We start from the raw sequence: 22081 nt of genomic DNA, 5'->3' as shown, positions 1-22081 counted from the left end.
GGGCGCCGGGACCCGCGGGCGGACCCGCCAAGCTGCCCGATCGTGAACCGGACGTCCCGGCGCATTCCGCCGGAGGCAGGGGGCCGTGACATCGTTCTGTAGCCGGAGAGTCGCACCATGGTGAGCGAGGTTTCTGCTTTGATAGTGAATTCCTGACCGGATACCCGGCCGAACGGCCCTACCGCACACGGCCGATCCCGGCCGAAACTGGTTGGGCCGCTGACACTTCGTGACCAGGCCGTTACACCGTGGTCTTAAAGTCGCGGAGCGTCCCAACCCGACTACGCCTTGGGGGCCGCGGATGGCTGAGGGATCAGGACGAACCACCTTCAAGGAGGTCTTCGGCGTCGCCGAATTCCGCGCGATGTGGTTCGGCGAGCTGCTGTCGGTCTTCGGTGATCAGCTCGCCAGGGTGGCGCTCTCCGTCCTGGTGTTCCGCAGCACGTCGTCGGCGACCCTGACCGGGCTCACCTACGCGCTGACCTTCGCGCCATCGCTGTTCGGCGGGATCTTCCTGAGCGGTCTCGCCGACCGGTTCCCCCGGCGCACCGTGATGGTCGCCGTGGACCTCACGCGCACCCTGCTCATCGCCGCGGTCGCCATCCCGGGCCTGCCGTTCTGGGCGATGGCGCTGCTGGTCGCCGGGGTGTCCCTGCTCAACCCGCCGTTCAAGGCCGCGCAGCTCGCGCTGCTGCCGCAGGTGCTCACCGGCGACCGGTTCGTGGTCGGGATGGGCATCCGCAACATGACGATCCAGTCCGCGCAGCTGATCGGGTTCGGCGGCGGCGGCCTGCTCATCGCGACCGTCGACCCGCACGTCGCGCTCCTGATCGACGCGGGCACGTTCGTGCTGTCCGCGCTGGTCATCCGCTTCGGCCTCGGCGCGCGCCCCGCCGCGACCAGCAAGGAGCAGCGCAAGCCGTTCTTCTCCTCGATCGGGCAGGGCGGGAAGCTGATCTTCGGCAACCCCACGCTGCGCGTGCTGGTGCTGTTCACCTGGGTGATGGGCATGCTGCCGGTCTACGAGGGCCTGGCGGCGCCCTACGCGGCGTCGTTCGGCGGCGGCTCGCAGGCGGTCGGGCTGCTGCTCGCGAGCGACCCGCTCGGCAGCGTGATCGGCGTCTACCTGTTCACCCGCTGGGTGCCCGAGCCGAAGCGGCCGAAGCTCACCGGCCTGCTGTCGGTGCTCGCGGCGGTGCCCATGCTGGCGTGCTTCGCGAACCCGGGGATCGTCGCGTCGATGGCGCTGTTCATCCTGTCCGGCGCGCTCGGCACCGTCGCGCTCATGCAGGCCACCGCGTCGCTCACGCTCGGCGTGCCGGACGAGCAGCGCGCGCAGGCGATGGGGCTGTCGAACACGGGGCTGACCACGGTGATCGGCATCAGCCCGCTGATCGGCGGCCTGCTGGCGGACCACGTCGGCGCGAGCCACACGGTGGGGATCTTCGGCGTGGCGGGGCTGGTGCTGACCGTTCCCCTCGCACTGGCATGGCGAAAGAGCCGGGTGACCCGTGACGAGTGGGTCGTCAGTGGTGCCACGTCCACAGGGTCCGCGTAAGCGGATTAATCCTGATGCGCCGCCACCTGCGGACGTGGCCCCTATTAGCGCTGGTTAGCGCCCCAGATCACTGATCCCTGCCGCGCATGGTTGGCCACCTTTCATCGACGCCACGATGAAAATACACACCCCCGGCTCTTGCCGACAGTCCGCAACTCGGTAGAAACTGGCCGTACACGTGCATCTTCGCGGCGTAAGCGCAAGGGTTTGGGGGACAAATGAGCACATCGGGGGAACCGTCGGTCCGTGACCTGCTGATATTCAATCGCAACTGGCCCGTTACCAAAAGGCCGCTGCCCTGGCTCCTGTACACCTTGGCCACCATGATCGCGATGGTCGCCCTGGTCTGGCACGCCACCGCGACCAGCACCGTCCAGGGGTCGCATTTCGTCATATTCGGGATTTTGGCGGCCTTCGTCGTCGTCCAGACCGAGGTGAGCCGCAAGATCGAGCGGCAGCGGCGCATCCTGAGCACCGGCCCGCACATGAACATGACCTCGGTGTGGACCCTTCCCGCCGCGCTGCTCCTGCCGCCGCAGGTCACCGCCGTGCTGGTGCTGCTCGTCTACGTCTACCTCGGGCGGCGGACCTGGTCCGGGATCCGGCCGGGCTCACCGCACCTGCTCCTCGCGAACGCGACGAACGTGATCCTGTCGTGCTGCGGCGCCTTCGCGGTCGCGCACGCGCTGCCCGCGTCCTTCTCCGAGACCGCGACGATCGCGGCGGGGGTGACCACGAGCTTCGTGCTCAACGGGCTCCTGACCGGGATCGGCCTGCGACTGGGCGCGAGCCCGAAGCCGGACCTGAAGACCTGCGTCGGCAGCTTGGACGACAACATCCTCGAGCTGGCCACGCTGTGCCTCGGCGGCCTGCTCGTCGCGGTCATGCCGCACGAGCCGCTGCTGGCGCTCACCGTGCTGTTCCCCGTCCACATGCTCCACCGCGCCGTGCTGGTCAAGCAGCTCGAGGAGCTGGCGACCACGGACCAGAAGACCAAGCTGCTCAACGCGGTGTCCTGGCAGGAGGCCGCCGAGCGCGAGGTGTCCAGGGCGGCGCGCGAGCACTCCGAGTTCGGCGCGCTGATGATCGACCTCGACTTCTTCAAGAAGGTCAACGACACCTACGGCCACCTCGCTGGCGACGACGTGCTGAAATCGGTCGCCGCCCTGGTGAAGGGGCAGACCAGGGCGCACGACCTGGCAGGCCGGTTCGGCGGCGAGGAGTTCGTGGTGCTGCTGGCCAACTCGTCGAAGCGCGAGTCGGTGGCCACCGCGGAGCGCATCCGCGAGCTGGTGGGGCAGCTCGTGGTGCACACGCACACCAACGACGGCAGCCCGGTGGTGATCGACACGCTCACGGCGTCGATCGGGGTGGCGTCCTTCCCCGTCGACGGCAAGACGCTCGACGAAGCGCTGGCCGCGGCGGACGCGGCCGTCTACGCGGCGAAGCGCAGCGGGCGCAATCGCGTGGTGGCTTCGCCCGACCTGGCCACCATGACCGAGGCTCCACCCCTGCAAGCCGCCGCCTGATCCCGGGTTTCCCTGCTCTGCGCGGCGAAGGCGCGGGGCGTCGGGGAGCGTGCTCGTGGCCCCTGAAGGTCGCCTTCGGGGAATCCGGCGCCGCGATCTCGCCCCTCGCGGCAGGCGGGGATGACGACGCTGATTCCCTGAAGGCGACCTTGAGGGCACCAGATGCCCTCAAGGGCACCTTCGGGGCATCTGCGCATCCTCGCCACTGGACGTCCGCAGGAGCGTTCTCCGGGCGTGCGCCTGACGTCAGGACAGGCCGGTGGCTTCGGCGGCGGCGGGGTCCGAGTCGGTGATGAAGGTGCGGCAGCGGTCGTACTCCTCGGCTTCGCCGATCTTCTGCGCGGCCTTCGCGAGCACGGCGAGGGCGCGCAGGAAACCCTGGTTGGGGCGGTGCTCCCAGGGCACCGGCCCGAAGCCCTTCCAGCCCGCGCGGCGGAGCTGGTCGAGCCCGCGGTGGTAGCCGGTGCGGGCGTAGGCATACGCGGCGACGGTCTCGCCCGCTTCGAACGCCGTCTCCCCGAGCGTGGCCCAGGCTTCGCTGTAGTACGGGTGTTCGGCGGCGACCTCGGCGGGATCGGTGCCCGCGTCCAGTGCGGCCCGCGCGGCGGTGTGCTCCGGCAGGAGGGTCGGCTCCGGTCCCAGCAAGTTGTGCGTCATACCGCCATTCTGCCCGTCCCTCACCCGAGGAAGAGCCCGGCCAGCACACTGCCGCTGGCGAGCACCAGCGCGAACACGATCACGGCCGCGACCATACGTTTCGACATCATCGGCGAACACGATGCCGCGCCTGCCCGGTGACAGGCAACCTCGCCACCCTTACGAGTGAATGCCGGTTTTGCCATGCGCGCGCCCGCGGGCGATCGCGGCCGGGGATGATGTGAAGCATGAGTGAGGGAGTGCGGACGTCCGAGCGGGCCGAGCCCGAGGTGGTCCCGCGGAACCCGGTCGCGAAGACGAAGCTGTTCTTCCGGCTGTACTGGAAGCGCGGCGCGCCGGGCCAGCCGACGAAACCGTGGGCGCTGAACTTCGCCTACGGCATGTGGCTGGTGGCGTTCGCGTTCAAGCTGGTCGGCTCGTCGTGGGACATGTCGTGGCACTTCCAGTGGCTCCGCGACGACCTGGCGCCGCCGCACCTGATCAACACCGTCGGCACCGGCATCATCCTGGTGCTGGTGGCCATCCACAGCTACACCGGCCTCGGCTGCGACCGGCGCTCGCTGCGCCTGATGCAGGCGGGCACCGTGGTCTTCCTGGTGGCCGCGCCGCTCGACGTGATCAACCACCGCGTCAACGGGCTCGACCTCACCGCGTGGAGCCCGTCGCACCTGATGCTCTACCTCGGCACCGGCATCATGCTGGCCGGGGTGCTGGACGGCTGGATCAAGTTCTCCGTGCCGGGCCGCTTCCGGAGCTGGATGCTCATCGGGCTGTGGGCGTTCTTCCTGGAGAACACGTTCTTCCCGAACGGCCAGCAGGAGTACGGCGTGCTCGGGCTGCGGGCATGGGAACGCGGGCAGCCGGAAGCCGAGCCGACGCTCCTGGACTTCGCCGCCCAGCAGCTGGGCAGGCCGGTGGACCGCGCCGCGGTGCTGCACTTCACGCTGCCGATCCCGGAATGGCTGTACCCGCTCTGGGGTATCGGCGTGATGGCGCTGGTGCTGGCGATGGCGCGCCGGACTGTCGGGAAGGCGTGGACGGCCACGATCGTCGCCGTGCTCTACGTCGGTTACCGCTCGCTGATCTGGCCGCTGCTCGTCGCGGGCGGGTTCCCGGCCTCGACGGTCCCGTTCTACCTGCTGTTCGTCGGGCTCGCGGTGGACGTCGCGTTCCGGATCGGCCGCGAGCACCGCGCGCGGACGGCCGTCGTCGGCGCGCTGCTGGTCACCGGGTTCGGGTACGGCGCGTTCTGGGTGCAGTCGCGGCTGCGGCCGTGGCTGCTCGGCGACGCGCACACCGAGTCGGCGCCGCCGATCCAGTACTGGACGGTACCGGTGACGCTGGTGGCCGTCGGGCTGCTGTGGTGGGCCGCGAGCCCGGCGACGCGCTGGTGGAACGAGCGCGCCGAGCGCAACCGCGCGTCGGGCACGATCGCGGAGATCGTGCCCGACGCGGTGGTCTGAGCGGGGGTCAGAGCTTCTGGCCCGCCGACTTCAGGTTCTGCGCGGCCTCGACGACGCGGGCGGCCATCCCGGTCTCGGCCGCCTTGAGGTAGCTGCGCGGGTCGTAGACCTTCTTGTTGCCGACCTCGCCGTCGATCTTGAGGACGCCGTCGTAGTTCTTGAAGAAGTGCTCCGCGATCGGGCGGGTGAACGCGTACTGGGTGTCGGTGTCGACGTTCATCTTCACCACGCCGTAGGACAGCGCCGCCAGGATCTCCTCCGGCGCGGAGCCCGAGCCGCCGTGGAACACCAGCTCGAACGGCTTCGCGTCGTCGGCGAGGCCCAGCTTCTTGGCGGCCGCGGCCTGGCCGCCCTTGAGCACGTCCGGGCGCAGCTTCACGTTGCCCGGCTTGTACACGCCGTGCACGTTGCCGAAGGTCGCGGCGAGCAGGTAGCGGCCCTTCTCGCCTGCGCCGAGGGCGTCGATGGTCTTCAGGAAGTCGCCTTCGGCGGTGTACAGCTTGTCGTTGATGTCGTTCGCGACACCGTCCTCTTCGCCGCCGACGACGCCGATCTCGACCTCGAGGATGATCTTCGCGGCGGCCGTCTTGGCGAGCAGCTCCTGCGCGATCTCCAGGTTCTCCTCGAGGTCGATCGCCGAGCCGTCCCACATGTGGGACTGGAAGAGCGGGTTCTGGCCGTTCTTCACGCGCTCGGCCGAGATCTCGATGAGCGGGCGGACGAAGCCGTCGAGCTTGTCCTTCGGGCAGTGGTCGGTGTGCAGCGCGACGTTGACGTCGTACTTCGCGGCGACGACGTGCGCGAACTCGGCCAGCGCGCTGGCGCCGACGACCATGTCCTTGACCTTCTGGCCGGAGGCGAACTCGGAGCCGCCGGTGGAGAACTGGATGATGCCGTCGCTCTCCGCCTCGGCGAACCCGCGGATCGCGGCGTTCAGGGTTTCCGACGAGGTCACGTTGATGGCCGGGTAGGCGAACTCGTTCGCCTTGGCCCGGTCGAGCATCTCCGCGTAGACCTCGGGGGTGGCGATGGGCATCGTTGTCCTCCTCGAAACAAGGGTGCGTCCAGGCCGAATCGTACGAGGTCGGCACGGGGGCGGACACCGTGCCCGCTACGCGACCGGTTCCCGGGCCCGCTTCGCTTCGAGGAAGGCGACGAGACCGGCTGCCTCGTCGGCGTCGAGCGTGACGCCGACGGCGTCCGCGAGCGTCGACGGGATCTCGCGGGGTTCGATCGCGCGTTCTTCGCGCACGCCGTCGGGTGTGTTCACGGTCAGCCGCGTGTCGTCCAGGATCAGCAGGGATTCCGGCAGCATCCGCTGCGCGAAAAGCCTGCCAGCGAACGGTGATTTCGGATGCGTCGCGATGAAATGACTGGTCAGCTGGTAATCCGCGGGGTAGCGCGGGTCGAGGGTGAACGCGTGGATGTCGATCCACGCGCCGTCGCGCACCGAGCTGAGGGTCCAGCGCTCGCCGCCGAGTTCCGTGCGGCCCTTCGCCAGCCGGTAGCTCCACACGCCGGAGGACGCTTCGGCGCCGTCGGCGAGTTCGATCGGTGCCAGCGGTCCGCCGCCGAAACCGACGTCGCAGGCCCAAACCCGGCCGGTGTCCGCCGTTTCCGCGGTTTCCACGCGCAGGAGGCCGTGGGTCGCGGGCCGGATCTTGCCGCTGCCCATCAGGATCCGGCCCGAAAGACCGGTGACGCCGAAGCCGATCCGGTCGAGCACGGCCCCGAACAGCGTGGTGTGCTCGGAACAGGTGGCGCCGCGCGACCGCCGCACCAGCTTGTCCTGCAGGTCTTCGACGCCGAGCCGGTACGGCCGCTTCAGCAGCATGTCGACGTTCTCGAACCCGATACCGCCGACGTGCGCGGCGTGCAGGGCCGCGAGGGCCTCCGCGGTCGGCTCCACCGCACCGGTGAAGCCGACCTTCGCCAGGTAGGCGTCGAGGTCGAGTTGCTCGCCGTGCCAGATCTCGCTCATCCGTGCCCCCTCGTCGTCATGGCCCCGACGGTAGGACCTCGACCTCGCTGGAGGTCAAACACCGGGTGGTCAGAACAGGACCTTCGCCAGCTCTCGGTAGGTCCGGAGCGGGTCGCCGCCGCTGGCCTGGACGGTGATGTGGTCGGCGCCCGCTTCGAGGTGGGCGTTCAGGCCGCGTGCGATGGTCTCGGCGTCGCCGTGCAGGGCGAGCGCGTCGACCAGGCGGTCACTGCCGGGTTTCGCGACGTCCTCGTCGGTGTAGCCGAGGCGCTTGAGGTTGCGGACGTAGTTGTCCAGGCCCAGGTACAGCTCGATCGCGGGACGGCCGACGCTGCGGGCGCGGTCCGGGTCGGTGTCGAGCACCACCTTCTGCTCGGGCGCGAGCAGCTTGTCCGGCCCGAGGATTTCGCGCGCTTCCCTGGTGTGCGCGGGCACGGTCAGGTAAGGGTGGGCGCCGCGGGCGCGTTCGGCGGACAGCTTGAGCACCTTCGGCCCGAGCGCGGCGAGCACGCGCTCGTCGGCCGGTACGCCCGCCGCGTCCAGTTCGTCCAAATAGGACACGATCTTGTCGTAGGGCTTCTGGTACACCCGCGTGTGCTCCGGGTGCCCGATGCCGACGCCGAGCAGGAACCGGCCGGGGTGCCTGGCGGCGATCCGGTGGTAGGAGGCGGCCACCGTGGCGGCGTCGTCCTTCCACATGTTCACGATCCCGGTGGCCACCGGGATCGCCTTCGTCGCGTCCAGCAGGCGCTCGACGACGCCGAGTTCCCCGTCGGGCGAACCGCCGATCCAGATCGCGCCGTACCCGAGCTCCTCCAGCTCGGCGGCCACCTCCCCGGTGAGGAGGGACTCGTGCTGCCAGATTCCGATCTTGCCGAGGCTCACAGTCATACCCCGATGCAACCACGCGGCGAGACGGATTCATCCCCGGGTGAAAATCCGTGGCGCCTTCTTCGCCGGGAGTTCATCATCTGCGGTCATGGCGAACCGGCGCGCGGACATGTTCCTCGATCTCGACCAGGACCCCAGGGAGGACGGCATCCGGCTCGGCGACGAGCGTGCGACGCTGACCGAATACCTGCGCTTCCAGCGGCTGACACTCGAAGTCAAATGCGGCGGCCTCGACGCCGTCGCACTCGCCCGGCGGGCGGTGGAGCCGTCGGCGCTGTCGCTGCTCGGGCTGGTGCGGCACCTGGCCGAGATGGAGCGCATGTGGTTCCGGACCCGGATGGCGGCGCTCGACGTGCCCAAGCTCTTTTGCACCGCGGAAAACCCGGACGGCGATTTCGACGGCGCGGTTGCCGATCCCGGCGTCGTCGAGGAGGCGTGGCGGCTCTGGCGGGAGGAGACGGCGTTCACCGACCGGTTCGTCGCCGACGCGCCCGATCTCGACGTCCGCGGGCACGCCCCGCACTCCGGCGAGGTTTCCCTGCGCGAGGTGCTGGTGCACCTGATCGAGGAGTACGCGCGGCACAACGGTCACGCGGACCTGCTGCGCGAGCGGATAGACGGCCGCGTCGGACAATAACGGCGAGCGGGCTCCGGAGGCCGCCCCTCGGCCCTCGCTGCATACGGCGGCATGCGGCAGGGCGAGGCGCGTTCCCCGAAGGGCATCGCCACGAATTCATACTCACCAGTAGCCTACTGGGAGTAGGTTGAGGTACGGTGCGCTCCACCAGCGTCAGCGTCCATTGGAGGGCACCGTGGCTCAGGGCAGGGTCGGCGACGTCAACGGCAAGGTCGTGCTCATCACCGGCGCGGCGCGAGGGATCGGCGCCGGGCTCGCGGAGCGGCTGGCCGCCCGCGGCGCGAAGGTCGCACTGGTCGGGCTCGAACCCGAGGAGCAGCAGAAGGTCGCCGACCGGATCGGCGACTCCGCCAAGGCGTGGGAAGCCGACGTCACCGACTGGGACGCGCTGGAGCGCGCGATGGCGGGCGTCCGGGACCACTTCGGCGGGATCGACATCGTGGTGGCCAACGCCGGGATCGCGACCTCGGGCTTCGTCCGCTCGGTCGACCCGCGCGCGTTCGAGAAGGTGATCGAGGTCGACCTCCTCGGCGTGTGGCGCACCTTCCGCGTCGCGCTGCCCTACGTGATCGAGCGTCGCGGCTACCTGCTCGCGATCTCCTCGCTCGCCGCGATCACGCACGCGCCCGCGATGGCGAACTACTCGGCGGCGAAGGCGGGTGTCGAGGCGTTCGTGAACAGCCTTCGCCCGGAGGTCGCGCACCTCGGCGTGAAGGTCGGCGTCGCCCACCCGACCTGGATCAAGACGGACCTGGTGGAGAGCGCGGACGCGCACCCGGTGTTCGGGAAGCTGCGCGCGACGATGCCGGGCCTGATCGGCAAGACCTACCCGCTGAGCGTCGCGCTGGACTGCATCGAGGACGGAATCCTCAAGCGGGCGCGCACGATCCACGCGCCGAAGTGGGTCGGCGGGCTCAAGCTGATCCGCGCGTTCCTGCCGCCGATCATCGAAATCGGTTCGCGCAGCAGGGTCCCCGCCGCGGACAAGGCCGCGCTGGCGGACATCGAGGCGCGCGGCGCGTACGAGTCCTCGGTGACCGGGCACGGCGGACGGGCCGCCACCAAACGTTGATCTCGGGAGCACGCCGGGGGCATGCTGTTGTCCACCCGACAACAGGAGTGTGCGCATGTCCCGTCGTGATCAGATCCGGATGTCGCCGGAAGAGGTCGAGGCGTTCTTCGCCGGGCAGAAGGTCATCAACGTCGCCACGATCGGCCCCAAGGGCCGCCCCCACCTGGCGCCGCTCTGGTACTTCCCGCACGGCGAAGGCGTCGCGACCTGGACCTACGGCACCTCGCAGAAGGTGGCCAACCTGCGACGGCTGCCCGAAGCGACGGTGCTCGTCGAGGACGGCGAGACCTACGAGTCGCTGCGCGGGATCTCGATGGAAACCGACGTCGAGCTCGTCACGGACACCGCGAAGGTCACCGAGATCGGCATCACGCTGACGCAGCGCTACGCGGGCGCGAAGCCGGGCGACCCGGTGCCCAGCGAACTGAGGGCGTTCATCGAGGGACAGGCACCCAAGCGGGTCGGCCTGATCTTCACCCCGACCAAGCTCGTGACCTGGGATCACACCAAACTCGGCGGAACGTACTAGTAAGTAACTGTTACCTCAGGTAACGTGTATCTGCGAAACCTTCCCCACCGCAGCGGAGGCCAGCAGATGACCGAGGTCAAGGTCGTGATCGTGGGTACCGGGTTCGCCGGGCTCGGCCAGGCGATCCAGCTCGAGAAGGCCGGTATCCGCGACTACGTGATCCTGGAGAAGGCGCACGAGGTCGGCGGCACCTGGCGCGACAACTCCTACCCCGGCTGCGCCTGCGACATCCAGTCGCACATGTACTCGTTCTCCTACGAGCAGAACCCGGACTGGTCGCGGTCGTTCTCGCCGCAGCCGGAGATCTTCGCCTACCTCCGCGGCGTCGCCGACAAGTACCGGCTGCGCGAGCGGATCCGGTTCGGCGTCGAGATCACCGGCGCGCACTGGGACGACGAGAAGCGGCAGTGGCGGGTCGACACGAAGACCGGCGAGGAGTTCGTCGCCCAGTTCCTGGTCGCCGGCGTCGGCGGCCTGCACATCCCGCAGATCCCGGCGCTGCCCGGCATCGAACGTTTCGCGGGCGAAACGTGGCATTCGGCGCGGTGGAACCACGACTTCGACCTGCGCGGCAAGAAGGTCGCCGTGGTGGGGACCGGGGCCAGCGCGGTCCAGTTCGTGCCGAAGATCGCGCCCGAGGTCACCGGCCTGACGCTGTTCCAGCGCACGCCGCCGTGGATCATGCCGAAACCGGACCACGCGATGCCGGGCTGGGCGCGCACGGCCTTCAAGTACGTCCCCGGCCTGCAGCGGGTCTACCGGAACCTGCTGTTCTGGCTGCTCGAAGCGCGCGCGATCGGGTTCAACGGCCACCACCGCCTGATGAAGCTCGCGAGCCTGCTCGCGAAGCGCAACATCGGCAAGGCGATCAAGGACCGCGAGCTGCGCCGCAAGGTGACGCCCGACTACACCATGGGCTGCAAGCGGGTGCTGATCTCCAACGACTACTACCCGGCGCTGGCCCGCGAGAACGTCGACGTCAACACCAGCGGCGTGCGCGAGGTCAAGGAGCACAGCGTCGTCGACGGCGCGGGTGTCGAGCACGAGGCCGACGCGATCATCTACGGCACCGGCTTCCACGTCACCGACGCGCTGGAGTACCTCGACATCACCGGCGTCAACGGGCGCAGCCTGGCGAAGGAGTGGTCCGAGGGCGGGATACGGACGCACAAGGGCGTCACGGTGTCCGGGTACCCGAACCTGTTCTTCCTGCTCGGCCCGAACACCGCGCTCGGCCACAACTCGGTGGTGTTCATGATCGAGTCCCAGTCGAAGTACGTGGTGGACGCGATCAAGCTCGCCGACTCGCGCGGCGCGGCCGCGCTGGACGTCCGGCCGGGCGTGCAGGACGAGTTCCAGCGCGAGATCCAGGACAAGCTGGTCAAGGGCGTCTGGACGCAGGGCGGCTGCAAGAGCTGGTACCTCGACGCGAAGGGCGTCAACCGGACCATCTGGCCGGGCTTCGCTTGGCGCTACTGGGCGGAAACGCGCAAGGTCGATCCGAGCGACTACGAACTGAGCGGGCGCGCGAAATGACCGCGGCCGAAGAGCACGAGCAGATCGTGCTGCACGCGCGGAACGTGCAGTTCGACTGGTCGAAGCTGCCGATGGACTGGATCCCCGGTGAGCCGCAGGCGACGCACACGATGAACGTGCTGCACCTGGCCCTGCCCGAGGGCGAGCGCTGGTTCGTCGAGGTGTTCAAGCAGGCGGTGCCGCTGATCCGCGACGAGCGGCTCAAGGAGGACGTGCTCGGGTTCATCGGCCAGGAGGCGATGCACGCCGAGGCGCACGACGGCGCGGCGGCGCACCTCGAAGCGGCCGGGCTGCCCGTGCGGCCCTACATCGCGCAGATGGAGTGGATGTTCCGCAAGATCCTCGGCGACCGCGACCTGCCGCCGAAGGCGAGCGAGGAATGGCTCGTCGAGCGGCTCGCGGCGATCGCGGCCATCGAGCACTACACCGCGTTCCTCGGGCAGTGGATCCTCGACGCCGAAGCGCTCGACTTCGCCGAGGCGAACCCCACCATGCTCGACCTGCTGCGCTGGCACGGCGCCGAGGAGGTCGAACACCGCTCGGTGGCCTTCGACCTGTTCATGCACCTCGACGGCCGCTACCCGCGCCGGGTGCGCAGCATGGTGCTGGTGACGCCGGTGCTGGCGTGGATCTTCCTGCGCGGCACGCGGTTCCTGATGCGCAACGACCCGACCAGGCCGGGCAGGGCGAGCTTCCGCGCCTACCGTTCGGCCGCCAAACGCGGTCTGCTGCCCACCGGCAGGCAGCTCCGCCGGGAGATCGCGCCGTACTTCCGGCGGAACTACCACCCGACCGAAACCGGCAACACCGACCAGGCCGTGGCGTACCTGGCAGGCTCACCCGCCGCGCAGGCGGCCGACGCGCCCAAGTGAGCCGACGACGTGCTCTTCCCAGCGGAGGAGCCACCGTCCCAGGGTTCCCGACGCGGCTCGACGGCAGCGCGCGCCGCGACCGGCTGATGTCCACTGTGGCCGGTGCGGTCGCGGTGTACCGGCGGCTCGCGGTGGCCGGCGGGAAGCGGCGGCCGCCGGTGCGGGCGGTCGACCGGAACCTGCCGATGGTGGTGGCGGCCGTGACGGCGGAGGCCGAGGGCGTGGTCAGCCTGCGGCTCGTGCCGGCCGCGGGCGGCCTGCTGCCGCGCTGGCGTCCCGGCGCGCACCTCGACCTCGGGCTGCCGTCCGGCCTGGTGCGGCAGTACTCGCTGTGCGGCGATCCGGGTGACCGCACGCACTACCGGATCGCGGTGCGCCGGATCGGCGAGGCCTCGGCCGAGGCGCACGCGCTGCGCGAGGGCACGAAGATCACCGTGCGCGGGCCGCGCAACGCCTTCCCGTTCGTGGCGAGCGGGCGCTACCAGTTCATCGCGGGCGGGATCGGGATCACGCCGATCCTGCCGATGGTGCGCGCCGCCGCGGCGGCGGGCGCCGACTGGCGGCTGGTCTACACCGGCCGCGACCTGGCCTCCATGCCGTTCCTCGGCGAACTGGCCGGCCCCGGCCGCGTGTGGATCCGGCCCGACACCGAGTACGGCATCCCCGCCTCCGGCGCCGAACTGCTCGACGGCGCCCCGCCGGGCGCACCCGTGTACGCCTGCGGGCCCGTCCCGATGCTGACCGGGATCCGGCTCGACGCGGCGCTGGAAGGGCACCCGGTCTTCTTCGAGCGCTTCTCCACCCCGCCGATCGTCGGCGGCCGGCCCTACCGCGTCGAACTGCGGCGCAGCGGGGTCACCGTCGACGTGCCCCCGGACCGGTCCACGCTCGACGTGCTGCGCGAGACCGTGCCCGGCATCGCGTACTCGTGCCGCCAGGGCTTCTGCGGCACGTGCGAGGTGCCCGCGGTGACCGGCGGCGCGGTGCGGATCTGCGTGGACCGCGGCGACGTCGCGCTGGATCTCTGACGCCCAAGCCGACCTCCGGAGGAAACGACGGCTTCCGCCACCCCGTCCCACCGGGACACCGTGGGCAGGGCACGCGCCCGGTCAGGGCACCCAGGCGCCGATGACGGGCTTGAACTCGCGGACCGAGCGCTCCGCGATCACGCCCTCGAGGAAGTACGGGTCGGTGTCGATGATCGCGTTCAGCGCCGCCTCGTCCTCGGCCTGGTACAGCGTGATCCCGCCGCTGTTGTCCCCGAGCGGGCCCGCGACGGCGACCACGCCTTCGGCGGCGAGCCTGCCGAGGAACTCGCGATGCTTCGGCCGCACCGCGTCGAGTTTCTCTTGCACGTAGCGAATTTCCACCAGGAACCAGGCCATGACCCCTCCGAAGACACTGCTGACGAGCCGGACCACGAACCGGCCGAACGCGAACCCAACACCGGTGACGGTACCTTCGGCGCTTCCCGCCCAGCGTCGCCGCAGGCGATCCCGCAACGCGGATTGTGGCGGGAGGCGGTCAACCCGATAGGCTGTCCCTGCGTATGTCAGGTGTGAAGCAAACGCGGCCAGTCCGAGTCGAGCACGAGCGGGGATCCATGGCGGAGGGTAGTGCCGAGAAGAGCGTCGAACGCACTCTCGGGCATCTACGCACGATCGACGGGCCCGCGCCGGCGCCAGCCCCAGCCGCCGCGCCGCTGACCCTCGAAGACCTGTACCGCCAGCACCGGATGCGGCTGGTCCGGCTCGCGATCCTGCTGGTCGACGAGCCCGCGACGGCCGAGGACGTGGTGCAGGAGGCGTTCACCGGGCTCTACCGGAACTGGGGCAGCCTGCGCGACGCCGCGGCCGCCGTCGGTTACCTGCGCACGGCCGTGGTCAACGGGTCACGCAGCGTGCTGCGCCGCCGGAAGACCGCGCGCGAGTACGTGCCGCCGCACGCGGTCAACGCGCGCTCGGCGGAAAGCCTTGCCATGCTGTCCACTGAACACCAGGCCGTGGTGAGCGCGCTGGGCAAGCTGCCGCCCCGTCAACGCGAGGTGCTTGTGCTCCGGTACTACGGCGGGCTGTCCGAGGCGGAGATCTCGGACGCCGCCGGCATCTCGAAGGGCACGGTGAAATCCACCGCGAGCAGGGCCCTGGAAGCGTTGCAAAAGGCGATGGCGTCCCCCAAGTAGGGCATACCGGACAGCTTCGGAGCACCGCAAGGGCACTGCCGCGTAACGAACCACAGGGTTCCACCCCACCAGCTTGGTTTAGACCAATATGCTGGAGGCGTGATGGCTGCTGGAGACTTCGTTATCGCGGGTGGGCGCCTCGCTTGCCCGGACGGGCTGCTCGAGGACGGCTGGGTCAGGGTTTCCGGTCGACGGATAGCCGGGATCGGCACGGGCACCCCGCCGGAGACGGCGCGGGTCGACGTCGGCGGCGCGCTGGTCGTGCCGGGATTCGTCGACACGCACTGCCACGGCGGGGGCGGTGGCTCGTTCTCCAGCGGGGACGAGAAGGAGCTGCGGAACGCCATCAAGGCGCACCGGCGGCACGGCACCACGACGATGCTCGCGAGCCTGGTGTCCGACCCGGTGTCCGCGCTGCGCGAGCAGGTCGCGGTGCTGAACGAGTTCGTCACCGACGGTGAGCTGGCCGGGATCCACCTCGAAGGCCCGTTCATCTCCGAGGCCCGCTGCGGCGCGCACGACCCCGCCGCCCTGCTCGAACCGGACGCGCGAACCGTCGACAAGCTGCTCACCGCGGGCAAGGGCGCGATCAGGATGGTCACCCTCGCGCCGGAGCTGCACGGCGGCGTCCGCGCGATCCGCCAGCTCACCGAGGCCGGCGTGCTCGCCGCGATCGGGCACACCGACGCCGTCGAGGAGCAGATCCGGCCCGCCATCGACGCGGGGGCCACGGTCGCCACGCACCTGTTCAACGGGATGCGCCCGCTGCACCACCGCGAGGCGGGCCCGGTCGGCACCCTGCTCGACGACGAGCGGATCACCATCGAGCTGATCTGCGATTTCGTGCACATCCACCCGACGGTCCTGCGCCTGGTCACCGACCACGCCGGGCGCGGGCGGACGGTGCTCATCACCGACGCGATGTCGGCGACCGACGCCGCCGACGGCTCCTACACGCTCGGCAGGCTCGACGTGGACGTCACCGACGGCGTCGCCACGCTCGCGGACACCGGTTCGCTCGCGGGCAGCACGCTCACCATGGACAGCGCGTTCCGCAATCTCGTCGAATGCAGCAAGCTCGACATCCTCGAAGCGGTCCGGTCGACGGCGACGCGGCCGGCGGAGCTGCTGGGCGTCGCGGACCGCACCGGGTCGCTGCGCGCGGGCCTCGACGCCGACCTGGTGGTGCTCGACGAGAAGCTGCACCCGGCGCGCGTGCTGCGCCGTGGCGAATGGGTGCCGGACCCGAAGGGCTGAGGCTGGTTACCCTGGTCTCGTGAGTGAGGCCGAGGACCCAGCCGAGAAGCTTCTCGCCGAAGCGCTGAAGGCGCAGGCGAGGAGCGCGCCGTCGGAGCCCGCCCCGCTCGCCCCGTCCGCCCCGTCCGCCCCGTCGAAGGGGCCCGCCCCGTCGCCGAGCGAGCCCTCGCTTGCCGCCGATCCCGGGCCACCGCCGCCGGGGTTGTTCTCCGGCTCGGCATCGATGCCGGCACTGGCCGCCGACCCGGGGTCCATGCCGTGGCTGGCCGCTTCCCCCGGCCAGGGGTCGATGACCGGACCGGCCGACCGGATGCCGCCACCGCCGAGCTACGGCCTGCTGTCCGGTGCCGACGCCTCCTCGCTCGAACGCGAGCGCGCCGCGCTGGACGCCGAGACGACCGGCCCCGTCCGGCAGGAGGCGGCCCCGGCCCAGCAGCGCGCGGCCGTCCGCCGTCCGCTGGCCGCGCACTGGATCTTGCTGGTCGCCGTGCTGCTCGGGCTCGCGGCCGGGTCGATCATCGGGCTGCTGACCCTGGTCTGACCGCCCCGGCCGCACTCAGCGTGAGGCCTGTACCGTTTTTGTCGTGATCCTCGCGCAGACCACGACCACGCTGGCCTCGATTACCGACTTCCTGAACCCGGAGTACCTGCTCAACGAGTTCGGGGCGTACGTCATCGTCGGGCTCTGCCTCGTCATCTTCATCGAGAGCAGCATCTTCCCGGTGCTGCCCGGTGACTCCCTGCTGTTCACCGCGGGCCTGTTCATCGCCTCCGGCAGCATCCACGCGCCGCTGTGGCTGGTGTGCGTGCTGGTGACCGCCTCGGCGCTGCTCGGCAACGTGGTCGGCTACTACGCGGGGCGCAGTCTCGGCCCGGTCCTGTTCAAGAACCCGAACTCGCGGTTCTTCAAGCAGGAGTACGTCGACAAGACGCACGCGTTCCTGGAGAAGCACGGCCCGAAGGCCGTGGTGCTGGCGCGGTTCGTGCCGTTCGTGCGGACGTTCATCACCTGGATCGCGGGCATCGGCCGGATGGACCCGAAGCGCTACTTCACCTACACCGTGATCGGCGGCATCCTGTGGGCGGCCGGGATCACCGTGCTCGGCGCGCTGCTCGGCCAGATCTCGTTCATCCGCCAGCACGTCGAGGCGATCTTCATCGTGATCGTGCTGATCTCGGTGGTGCCGATCGTGATCGAGTACTTCAAGGCGCGCAAGGAAAAGAAGCTGACCGCCGAGAACACCGAGAACACCGAGAGCCAGGCCGAGGTCACGCAGCGCATCCCCCGCATCCGCGACTGACCGGGTCATCCGTTCGGCGGCGGATCCGGGACGGGTCCCCGGCCGGCGTTCCTAGCATCGGTGCCATGACGAAAACCGGGAAAGCAGTCGCCGTGCTGGCCGTGGCCGCCGGGATCACCGCGGGCAGCGCGGGAATCGCGTCCGCGTCGATGAACCAGTACAACGCCTCCGCCTACGCCAGCACCGAGGCGTTCGCCGTCTCGCAAGCGCTCTACTACGCGCAGCAGCAGGGCTACGCCGCCGGATACACCTTCGGGCAGTGCCCGGAGAGCTCGCACCACTCGCAGAAGGTGAGCGCGAACAGCTGGTACGCCACCGTGTACGTGACCTGCTACCGCCCTTAGGGAAGACGTCCGGGGAGGCTCCCGGAGCACGCTCGTAACGTCCTCCGAATGACGAAGACCAGGAAAGCGCTCGTCGTGGTCGCCGCGGCCGCCGGGATCACCTTAGGCAGCAGCGACCCTGCCCTCCCTAGAGCGAGAACATCGACCCGGGGTTGAACAAGTTCTCCGGGTCGAGCGCCCGCTTGATCTGGCGGTGCACCCGCAGGCCGACCGGCCCGATCTCCTTCGCGAGCCACTCGCGCTTGATCTTGCCGACGCCGTGCTCCCCGGTGACCGTGCCGCCGAGTGACAGCCCGACCTCCAGGATCGCGTCGAACGCCGTTTTCGCGCGTTCGAACTCCTCGGGGGAATCGGGCTGGTAGACGATCGTGGGGTGCATGTTGCCGTCGCCCGCGTGGCCGACGACGGCGATGCGCAGGCCGACCTCCTCGGAGATGCGCTCGCAGCCCGCGATCAGCTCGGCGATCCTGGTGCGCGGGACGCACACGTCGTCGGTCAGCCAGATGCCGTAGTGCTCCAGCGCGGTCAGCACGACCCGGCGCGCCTGCAGGAGCATGTTCCCCTCGGCGAGGTCCTCGGTCACGTACGTCATGTCCGAACCGCAGTCGGTGCAGATCTGCTCCAGCGCGGCCAGTTCGCGGCGCGCGACCTCGGCACCGGAGTCCGACTGCGCGAGCAGCAGCGCCTTGCAGTCGGAGCCCGCGCCGATGTCGGTCTTCAGGTATGCCTCGGACGCCTTGATCGAGGCGGCGTCCATGATCTCCAGCAGCGACGGCACCAGCCCCTCGCTCACCACGCGCGCCACGGCCTCGCCGGCGGCCTCGGTGGTGGTGAAGCCCGCGACGAGCGTGGCGGGCGCCTGCGGCAGCGGTTTGAGCGCCACCGTCGCCTGCGTGATCACGCCGAGGGTGCCTTCGGAGCCGACGAACAGCTTCGCCAGGTCGTAGCCCGCGACACCCTTCACGGTGCGGCGCCCGGTCTTCAGCAGCGAGCCGTCCGCGAGCACGACTTCCAGCCCCAGCACGGAATCCGTGGTGACGCCGTACTTCACGCAGCACAGCCCACCCGCGTTGGTGGACAGATTGCCGCCGATGGTGCACCAGTCGTAGCTGGAGGGATCGGGCGGATAGAAGAGCCCGTGCTTCTCGACGGCGTTCCGGAAGTCCAGGTTGACCACGCCGGGCTGCACCACGGCGAGCCGGTTCCCCGCGTCGATCTCGACGACCTGGTCGAGCTTGGTCAGCACGAGCACCACGCAGCCGTCGATCGCGTTCGCGGCACCGGAAAGCCCGCTGCCCGCGCCGCGCGGCACGATCGGCACCTTCGCCTCGGCGCATGCTCTGACCACGGCCTGCACCCCCTCGGCGTCCGACGGCAGCACCACCGCGAGTGGGCTGCCGCCGGGCGCGAGCGGCATCATGTCCCGCGCGTAACTGGCGGTGACATCGGGGTCGGTGAGCACGGCGTCCTTGCCGAGCCCGTCGCGAAGCTTCGCGACCAGAGCGTCGTTACTCATCCCTCAACGGTAACCGGCCTGTGCGCACGCAGCAGCAAAAAGGCTTGCACCGCAGTCAAAACGAGCAGCACCGTGCCCGCGAACGAGGTCACGTGCATGCCGTCGACGAACGACTCGCGCGCCGCCGTGAGCAGGCCGTGACCGTCCGGCAGGGCCCTGGCGGCCGCGTCGGCGCCGCCGATGGTTTCGCGGGCGGCCGCGGGCGCGTCCGCCGGGATCCCGGCCCGGTAGACGGCGGTGGCCAGCGTGCCGAGCACCGCGGTGCCCAGCGCGCCACCCAGCTCGTACCCGGTTTCCGAGATCGCCGACGCGGCACCCGCGCGTTCCGGCGGCACCGCGGACACCACGAGGTCGTTCGTCAGCGTCTCCGCGAGTGCCGCCCCGCCGCCGACCAGCACGAACCCGATGACGAGCGCGGCGAGCCCCGATTCGACGCCGATGAACGACATCACCAGGTATCCGGCCGCGGACATCGCGAGCCCGAGCCCGACCAGCGACGAGGTGCGGAACCGCGCGGAGAGCTTGGCCGCGAGCAGCGCGCCCGCGATCCCGGCCACCGTGGCGGGCAGCATCCACAGCGCCGCGCGCACCGGCGAGAGCCCGAGCACGAGCTGCAAGTACTGCGGCACCAGGAAGAGCAGGCCCACCACGGCGAACACGGCGAGCGTGTTCGTCGCGACCGACACCGAGAACGCGCGGTTCTTGAACAGCTCGAGGTCGAGCATCGGGTCCTTCAGCGTGCGCTGGCGCCGGACGAACAGCACGCCGAACACCAGGCCCGCGGCCACGCTGACCGCCTCCACCACGCCGAAGCCGTGCTCGGCGGCCATCTTGACGCCGTAGACGATCGGCAGCACCGTCGCGAACGACATCGCCGCGGACGCCACGTCGAACCGGCCGGGGTTCGGGTCGCGCGCCTCGGGCAGCAGGAACGGGCCGACGGCGAGCAGCAGCACCATCACCGGCACGTTGATCAGGAACACCGAGCCCCACCAGAAGTGCTCGAGCAGCCAGCCGCCGAGCACCGGCCCGAGCGCCATGCCGCCGGAGAAGCCGGCGCTCCACACCGCGATCGCGAGCTTGCGCTCCTTCGCGTCGGTGAACACGGTCCTGATCAGCGAAAGCGTCGACGGCATGAGCGTCGCGCCGCCGACGCCGAGCAGCGCCCTCGCCGCGATCAGCAGTGCGGGTGTGCCCGAGAACGCGGCCAGCACCGACGCCGCGCCGAACGCGGCGGCGCCGATGAGCAGCAGCTTCCGCCTGCCGATGCGGTCGCCGAGGGTGCCCATCAGCACCAGCAGCCCGGCGAGCATGAACGAGTAGATGTCCACGATCCAGAGCTGCTCGACCCCGGTCGGCGCCAGGTCCTCGGCGAGGTACGGCAGCGCGAACCCCAGCACGGTCATGTCCACGCTGATCAGCAACATCGGCAGCACGAGCACCGCCAGTGCCCACCACTTGCCCCCGCGCCCAGCCATGATTCCCTCTCCTTGCTCAACCGTCCAGACGGTACAGTACCAACTCGCTCTCGAAAGTAAACCGTCCGGACGGTACAGTCAAGTCATGCCGAAAACGCCCGCACGCGATCGCGTCCTCGACGCGTACGAAGAAATCCTCATCGACACCGGCCCCGGCACGGTCACGCTGGAGGCCGTCGCCGCGAAGGCCGGGGTGTCGAAGGGCGGCCTGCTCTACCACTTCGGCTCGAAGGACGCGCTGGTCGACGGCCTGACGAAGCGGCTCATCGCGCTGAACGACGAGGACCTCGAACGCGCGAAGAACGCCGACGAGGGCGTGGTCCGGTACTACCTGCGCACCGCGGTCACCGACGTCACGATGAACCACGCGCTGTACCGGACGAACATGGCGATCATCCGGCTCCTGATCCACGAGCCCAAGGTCGCCGACGCCGCCCGCAAGTGCGGCCAGGACTGGCGCGACCTGCTCGGCGAGCACATCGAGGACCCGATGACCGCCGAAGTCGTCTCCCTCGTCGGCGACGGCCTCTACCTGCGCGCGGCACTCGGCGACCCGACCGAATCGCCCCTGCTGCGACACGTCGAAGAAGTACTCGCCCGCCTCGGCGCCTGAGTGCGTTTAGCGGGCTAAACGTCGTCAGCGGGCCATCCCGTAGACGCGGGTGACCGGGAGCCGGAGGACCAGGCGCCGGTCCTCGACCATGGCGCGCCGGTAGTCGTCCCAGTCCGGGTGCTCGCCCTGCACCTTGCGGTAGAGGTCGATCAGCTCCTCGACGGCGGCGTCGTGCGGATCGGCCGCGACGGCGGACAGCTCGGCGTCGCCCTCCGCGACCACGTACGACCAGCCGTCCTCGCTGGTCACGTGGTAGCTCGCGCGCGGATCGCGGCGCAGGTTCTTCGTCTTCGCCCTGCCGTCGGTCAGCGATACCAGGATCCGGCGGTTCTCCGCGTCGTAGAAGTGGGTGACATTGGAAAGCTGCGGCCTGCCGTCACGCTTCAAGGTGGCCAGCACGCCGAGGTTCCGGCTGCCGAGCAGCGCGGACAGGGCTTCGTCGTTCGCCATGCCGGGTGCAACCACGGAGACGGCGGTCACATTCCGTCGCCGGGCGCACTCACCCCTTCGCCCGGCAAACCGGACGTACCGGCCCGAAAAATAAGGTTGCGTGTATCAACTAACGTGGTTTGTGACACAGAGGAGTTATTTGACTTGTGCAACCATCGCATCGGGGCGCATCCTTGCTGAAGGCAACTAGTTGCAGCCGCCAAATATGACAAACC

At 69.9% G+C, this 22081-nt stretch carries 23 protein-coding genes; 15 read left to right on the top strand and 8 right to left on the bottom strand.

The window, feature by feature from the left end; all coding sequences use genetic code 11:
• Window positions 1-301 precede the first annotated feature (301 nt).
• Window positions 302-1558: an MFS transporter gene (locus tag ABD256_RS32755; RefSeq protein ID WP_344427961.1), complete on the top strand. Its 1257-nt coding sequence runs from the start codon at window positions 302-304 to the stop codon at window positions 1556-1558.
• A gap of 323 nt (window positions 1559-1881) precedes the next feature.
• Window positions 1882-3087 carry a GGDEF domain-containing protein gene (locus ABD256_RS32750; protein WP_344427958.1) on the top strand — a complete coding sequence of 402 codons (1206 nt, stop codon included), beginning with the start codon at window positions 1882-1884 and terminating at the stop codon, window positions 3085-3087.
• Window positions 3088-3333: 246 nt separating this feature from the next.
• On the opposite strand, the gene ABD256_RS32745 is transcribed toward ABD256_RS32750, so the two are convergent.
• Entirely contained in the window at window positions 3334-3744 is a 411-nt protein-coding gene (locus ABD256_RS32745; RefSeq protein ID WP_344427955.1) for a DUF3151 domain-containing protein, read from the bottom strand.
• Window positions 3745-3971: 227 nt separating this feature from the next.
• Here ABD256_RS32745 and ABD256_RS32740 point away from each other — a divergent pair, with 227 nt between their 5' ends.
• Window positions 3972-5207: a hypothetical protein gene (locus ABD256_RS32740; protein WP_344427952.1), complete on the top strand. Its 1236-nt coding sequence runs from the start codon at window positions 3972-3974 to the stop codon at window positions 5205-5207.
• A gap of 7 nt (window positions 5208-5214) precedes the next feature.
• Here ABD256_RS32740 and fbaA read toward each other — a convergent pair whose 3' ends face one another.
• The 3 genes from fbaA to ABD256_RS32725 form a co-directional block, all read right to left on the bottom strand.
• Complete coding sequence (gene fbaA, locus ABD256_RS32735) at window positions 5215-6243, bottom strand: class II fructose-bisphosphate aldolase (protein ID WP_344427949.1); 1029 nt, start codon at window positions 6241-6243, stop codon at window positions 5215-5217.
• Window positions 6244-6318: 75 nt separating this feature from the next.
• Window positions 6319-7188: an arylamine N-acetyltransferase family protein gene (locus ABD256_RS32730; RefSeq protein ID WP_344427946.1), complete on the bottom strand. Its 870-nt coding sequence runs from the start codon at window positions 7186-7188 to the stop codon at window positions 6319-6321.
• A 69-nt stretch (window positions 7189-7257) separates the two neighbouring features.
• Window positions 7258-8079, bottom strand: coding sequence for an LLM class F420-dependent oxidoreductase (locus ABD256_RS32725; protein WP_344427943.1), 822 nt, complete (start codon window positions 8077-8079; stop codon window positions 7258-7260).
• A gap of 88 nt (window positions 8080-8167) precedes the next feature.
• On the opposite strand from ABD256_RS32725, the gene ABD256_RS32720 reads away from it, so the two are divergent.
• The 6 genes from ABD256_RS32720 (at window position 8168) to ABD256_RS32695 (ending at window position 13753) form a co-directional block, all read left to right on the top strand.
• Entirely contained in the window at window positions 8168-8716 is a 549-nt protein-coding gene (locus tag ABD256_RS32720; protein ID WP_344427941.1) for a DinB family protein, read from the top strand.
• 175 nt (window positions 8717-8891) lie between these two features.
• Window positions 8892-9788, top strand: coding sequence for an SDR family oxidoreductase (locus ABD256_RS32715; protein ID WP_344427939.1), 897 nt, complete (start codon window positions 8892-8894; stop codon window positions 9786-9788).
• A 55-nt stretch (window positions 9789-9843) separates the two neighbouring features.
• A complete protein-coding gene (locus ABD256_RS32710) occupies window positions 9844-10317 on the top strand; it encodes a pyridoxamine 5'-phosphate oxidase family protein (protein WP_344427937.1) in 474 nt (157 codons plus the stop codon).
• Window positions 10318-10383: 66 nt separating this feature from the next.
• Window positions 10384-11853: a flavin-containing monooxygenase gene (locus ABD256_RS32705; RefSeq protein WP_344427934.1), complete on the top strand. Its 1470-nt coding sequence runs from the start codon at window positions 10384-10386 to the stop codon at window positions 11851-11853.
• Window positions 11850-12725: a metal-dependent hydrolase gene (locus ABD256_RS32700; RefSeq protein ID WP_344427931.1), complete on the top strand. Its 876-nt coding sequence runs from the start codon at window positions 11850-11852 to the stop codon at window positions 12723-12725. The genes ABD256_RS32705 and ABD256_RS32700 overlap by 4 nt, the downstream gene beginning before the upstream one ends.
• Before the next feature lie 86 nt (window positions 12726-12811).
• Window positions 12812-13753, top strand: a complete 942-nt coding sequence (locus ABD256_RS32695; RefSeq protein ID WP_344428008.1) for a PDR/VanB family oxidoreductase — start codon at window positions 12812-12814, stop codon at window positions 13751-13753.
• Window positions 13754-13834: 81 nt separating this feature from the next.
• Here the strand turns inward: ABD256_RS32695 and ABD256_RS32690 are convergent, their stop codons facing one another.
• Window positions 13835-14110: a YciI family protein gene (locus ABD256_RS32690; RefSeq protein WP_344427929.1), complete on the bottom strand. Its 276-nt coding sequence runs from the start codon at window positions 14108-14110 to the stop codon at window positions 13835-13837.
• Between the two features lie 218 nt (window positions 14111-14328).
• Here ABD256_RS32690 and ABD256_RS32685 point away from each other — a divergent pair, with 218 nt between their 5' ends.
• From ABD256_RS32685 to ABD256_RS32665, 5 genes are all read left to right on the top strand, one after another.
• Entirely contained in the window at window positions 14329-14907 is a 579-nt protein-coding gene (locus ABD256_RS32685) for a SigE family RNA polymerase sigma factor (protein WP_344427926.1), read from the top strand.
• A gap of 102 nt (window positions 14908-15009) precedes the next feature.
• Entirely contained in the window at window positions 15010-16164 is a 1155-nt protein-coding gene (nagA, locus tag ABD256_RS32680) for an N-acetylglucosamine-6-phosphate deacetylase (RefSeq protein ID WP_344427923.1), read from the top strand.
• A 19-nt stretch (window positions 16165-16183) separates the two neighbouring features.
• Window positions 16184-16705, top strand: coding sequence for a hypothetical protein (locus ABD256_RS32675; protein WP_344427920.1), 522 nt, complete (start codon window positions 16184-16186; stop codon window positions 16703-16705).
• Between the two features lie 43 nt (window positions 16706-16748).
• Window positions 16749-17465 (top strand): DedA family protein, encoded by a 717-nt coding sequence (locus tag ABD256_RS32670; RefSeq protein WP_344427918.1) that lies wholly within the window; start codon window positions 16749-16751, stop codon window positions 17463-17465.
• Between the two features lie 65 nt (window positions 17466-17530).
• Entirely contained in the window at window positions 17531-17809 is a 279-nt protein-coding gene (locus ABD256_RS32665) for a hypothetical protein (protein WP_344427916.1), read from the top strand.
• Window positions 17810-17936: 127 nt separating this feature from the next.
• Here the strand turns inward: ABD256_RS32665 and ABD256_RS32660 are convergent, their stop codons facing one another.
• Together ABD256_RS32660 and ABD256_RS32655 are read right to left on the bottom strand one after the other, a co-directional pair.
• Complete coding sequence (locus ABD256_RS32660; protein WP_344427913.1) at window positions 17937-19325, bottom strand: FAD-binding oxidoreductase; 1389 nt, start codon at window positions 19323-19325, stop codon at window positions 17937-17939.
• Window positions 19322-20803 carry an MFS transporter gene (locus tag ABD256_RS32655; protein WP_344427911.1) on the bottom strand — a complete coding sequence of 494 codons (1482 nt, stop codon included), beginning with the start codon at window positions 20801-20803 and terminating at the stop codon, window positions 19322-19324. Before ABD256_RS32655 ends, ABD256_RS32660 begins: the two co-directional genes overlap by 4 nt.
• An 85-nt stretch (window positions 20804-20888) precedes the next feature.
• Between ABD256_RS32655 and ABD256_RS32650 the strand changes: the two genes are divergently transcribed.
• On the top strand, window positions 20889-21416 hold the full coding sequence (locus tag ABD256_RS32650) for a TetR/AcrR family transcriptional regulator (RefSeq protein ID WP_344427908.1): 528 nt from the start codon (window positions 20889-20891) through the stop codon (window positions 21414-21416).
• 24 nt (window positions 21417-21440) lie between these two features.
• Here ABD256_RS32650 and ABD256_RS32645 read toward each other — a convergent pair whose 3' ends face one another.
• Window positions 21441-21866, bottom strand: a complete 426-nt coding sequence (locus ABD256_RS32645; RefSeq protein ID WP_344427905.1) for a PPOX class F420-dependent oxidoreductase — start codon at window positions 21864-21866, stop codon at window positions 21441-21443.
• Between the last annotated feature and the right edge of the window lie 215 nt (window positions 21867-22081).

The organism is Amycolatopsis minnesotensis (genome assembly GCF_039529815.1).
In the GTDB taxonomy this organism is placed as follows: Bacteria; Actinomycetota; Actinomycetes; order Mycobacteriales; family Pseudonocardiaceae; genus Amycolatopsis; species Amycolatopsis minnesotensis.
Note: the sequence above shows the minus strand (reverse complement) of the source record. Positions and strands in the feature narration are given on the sequence as shown.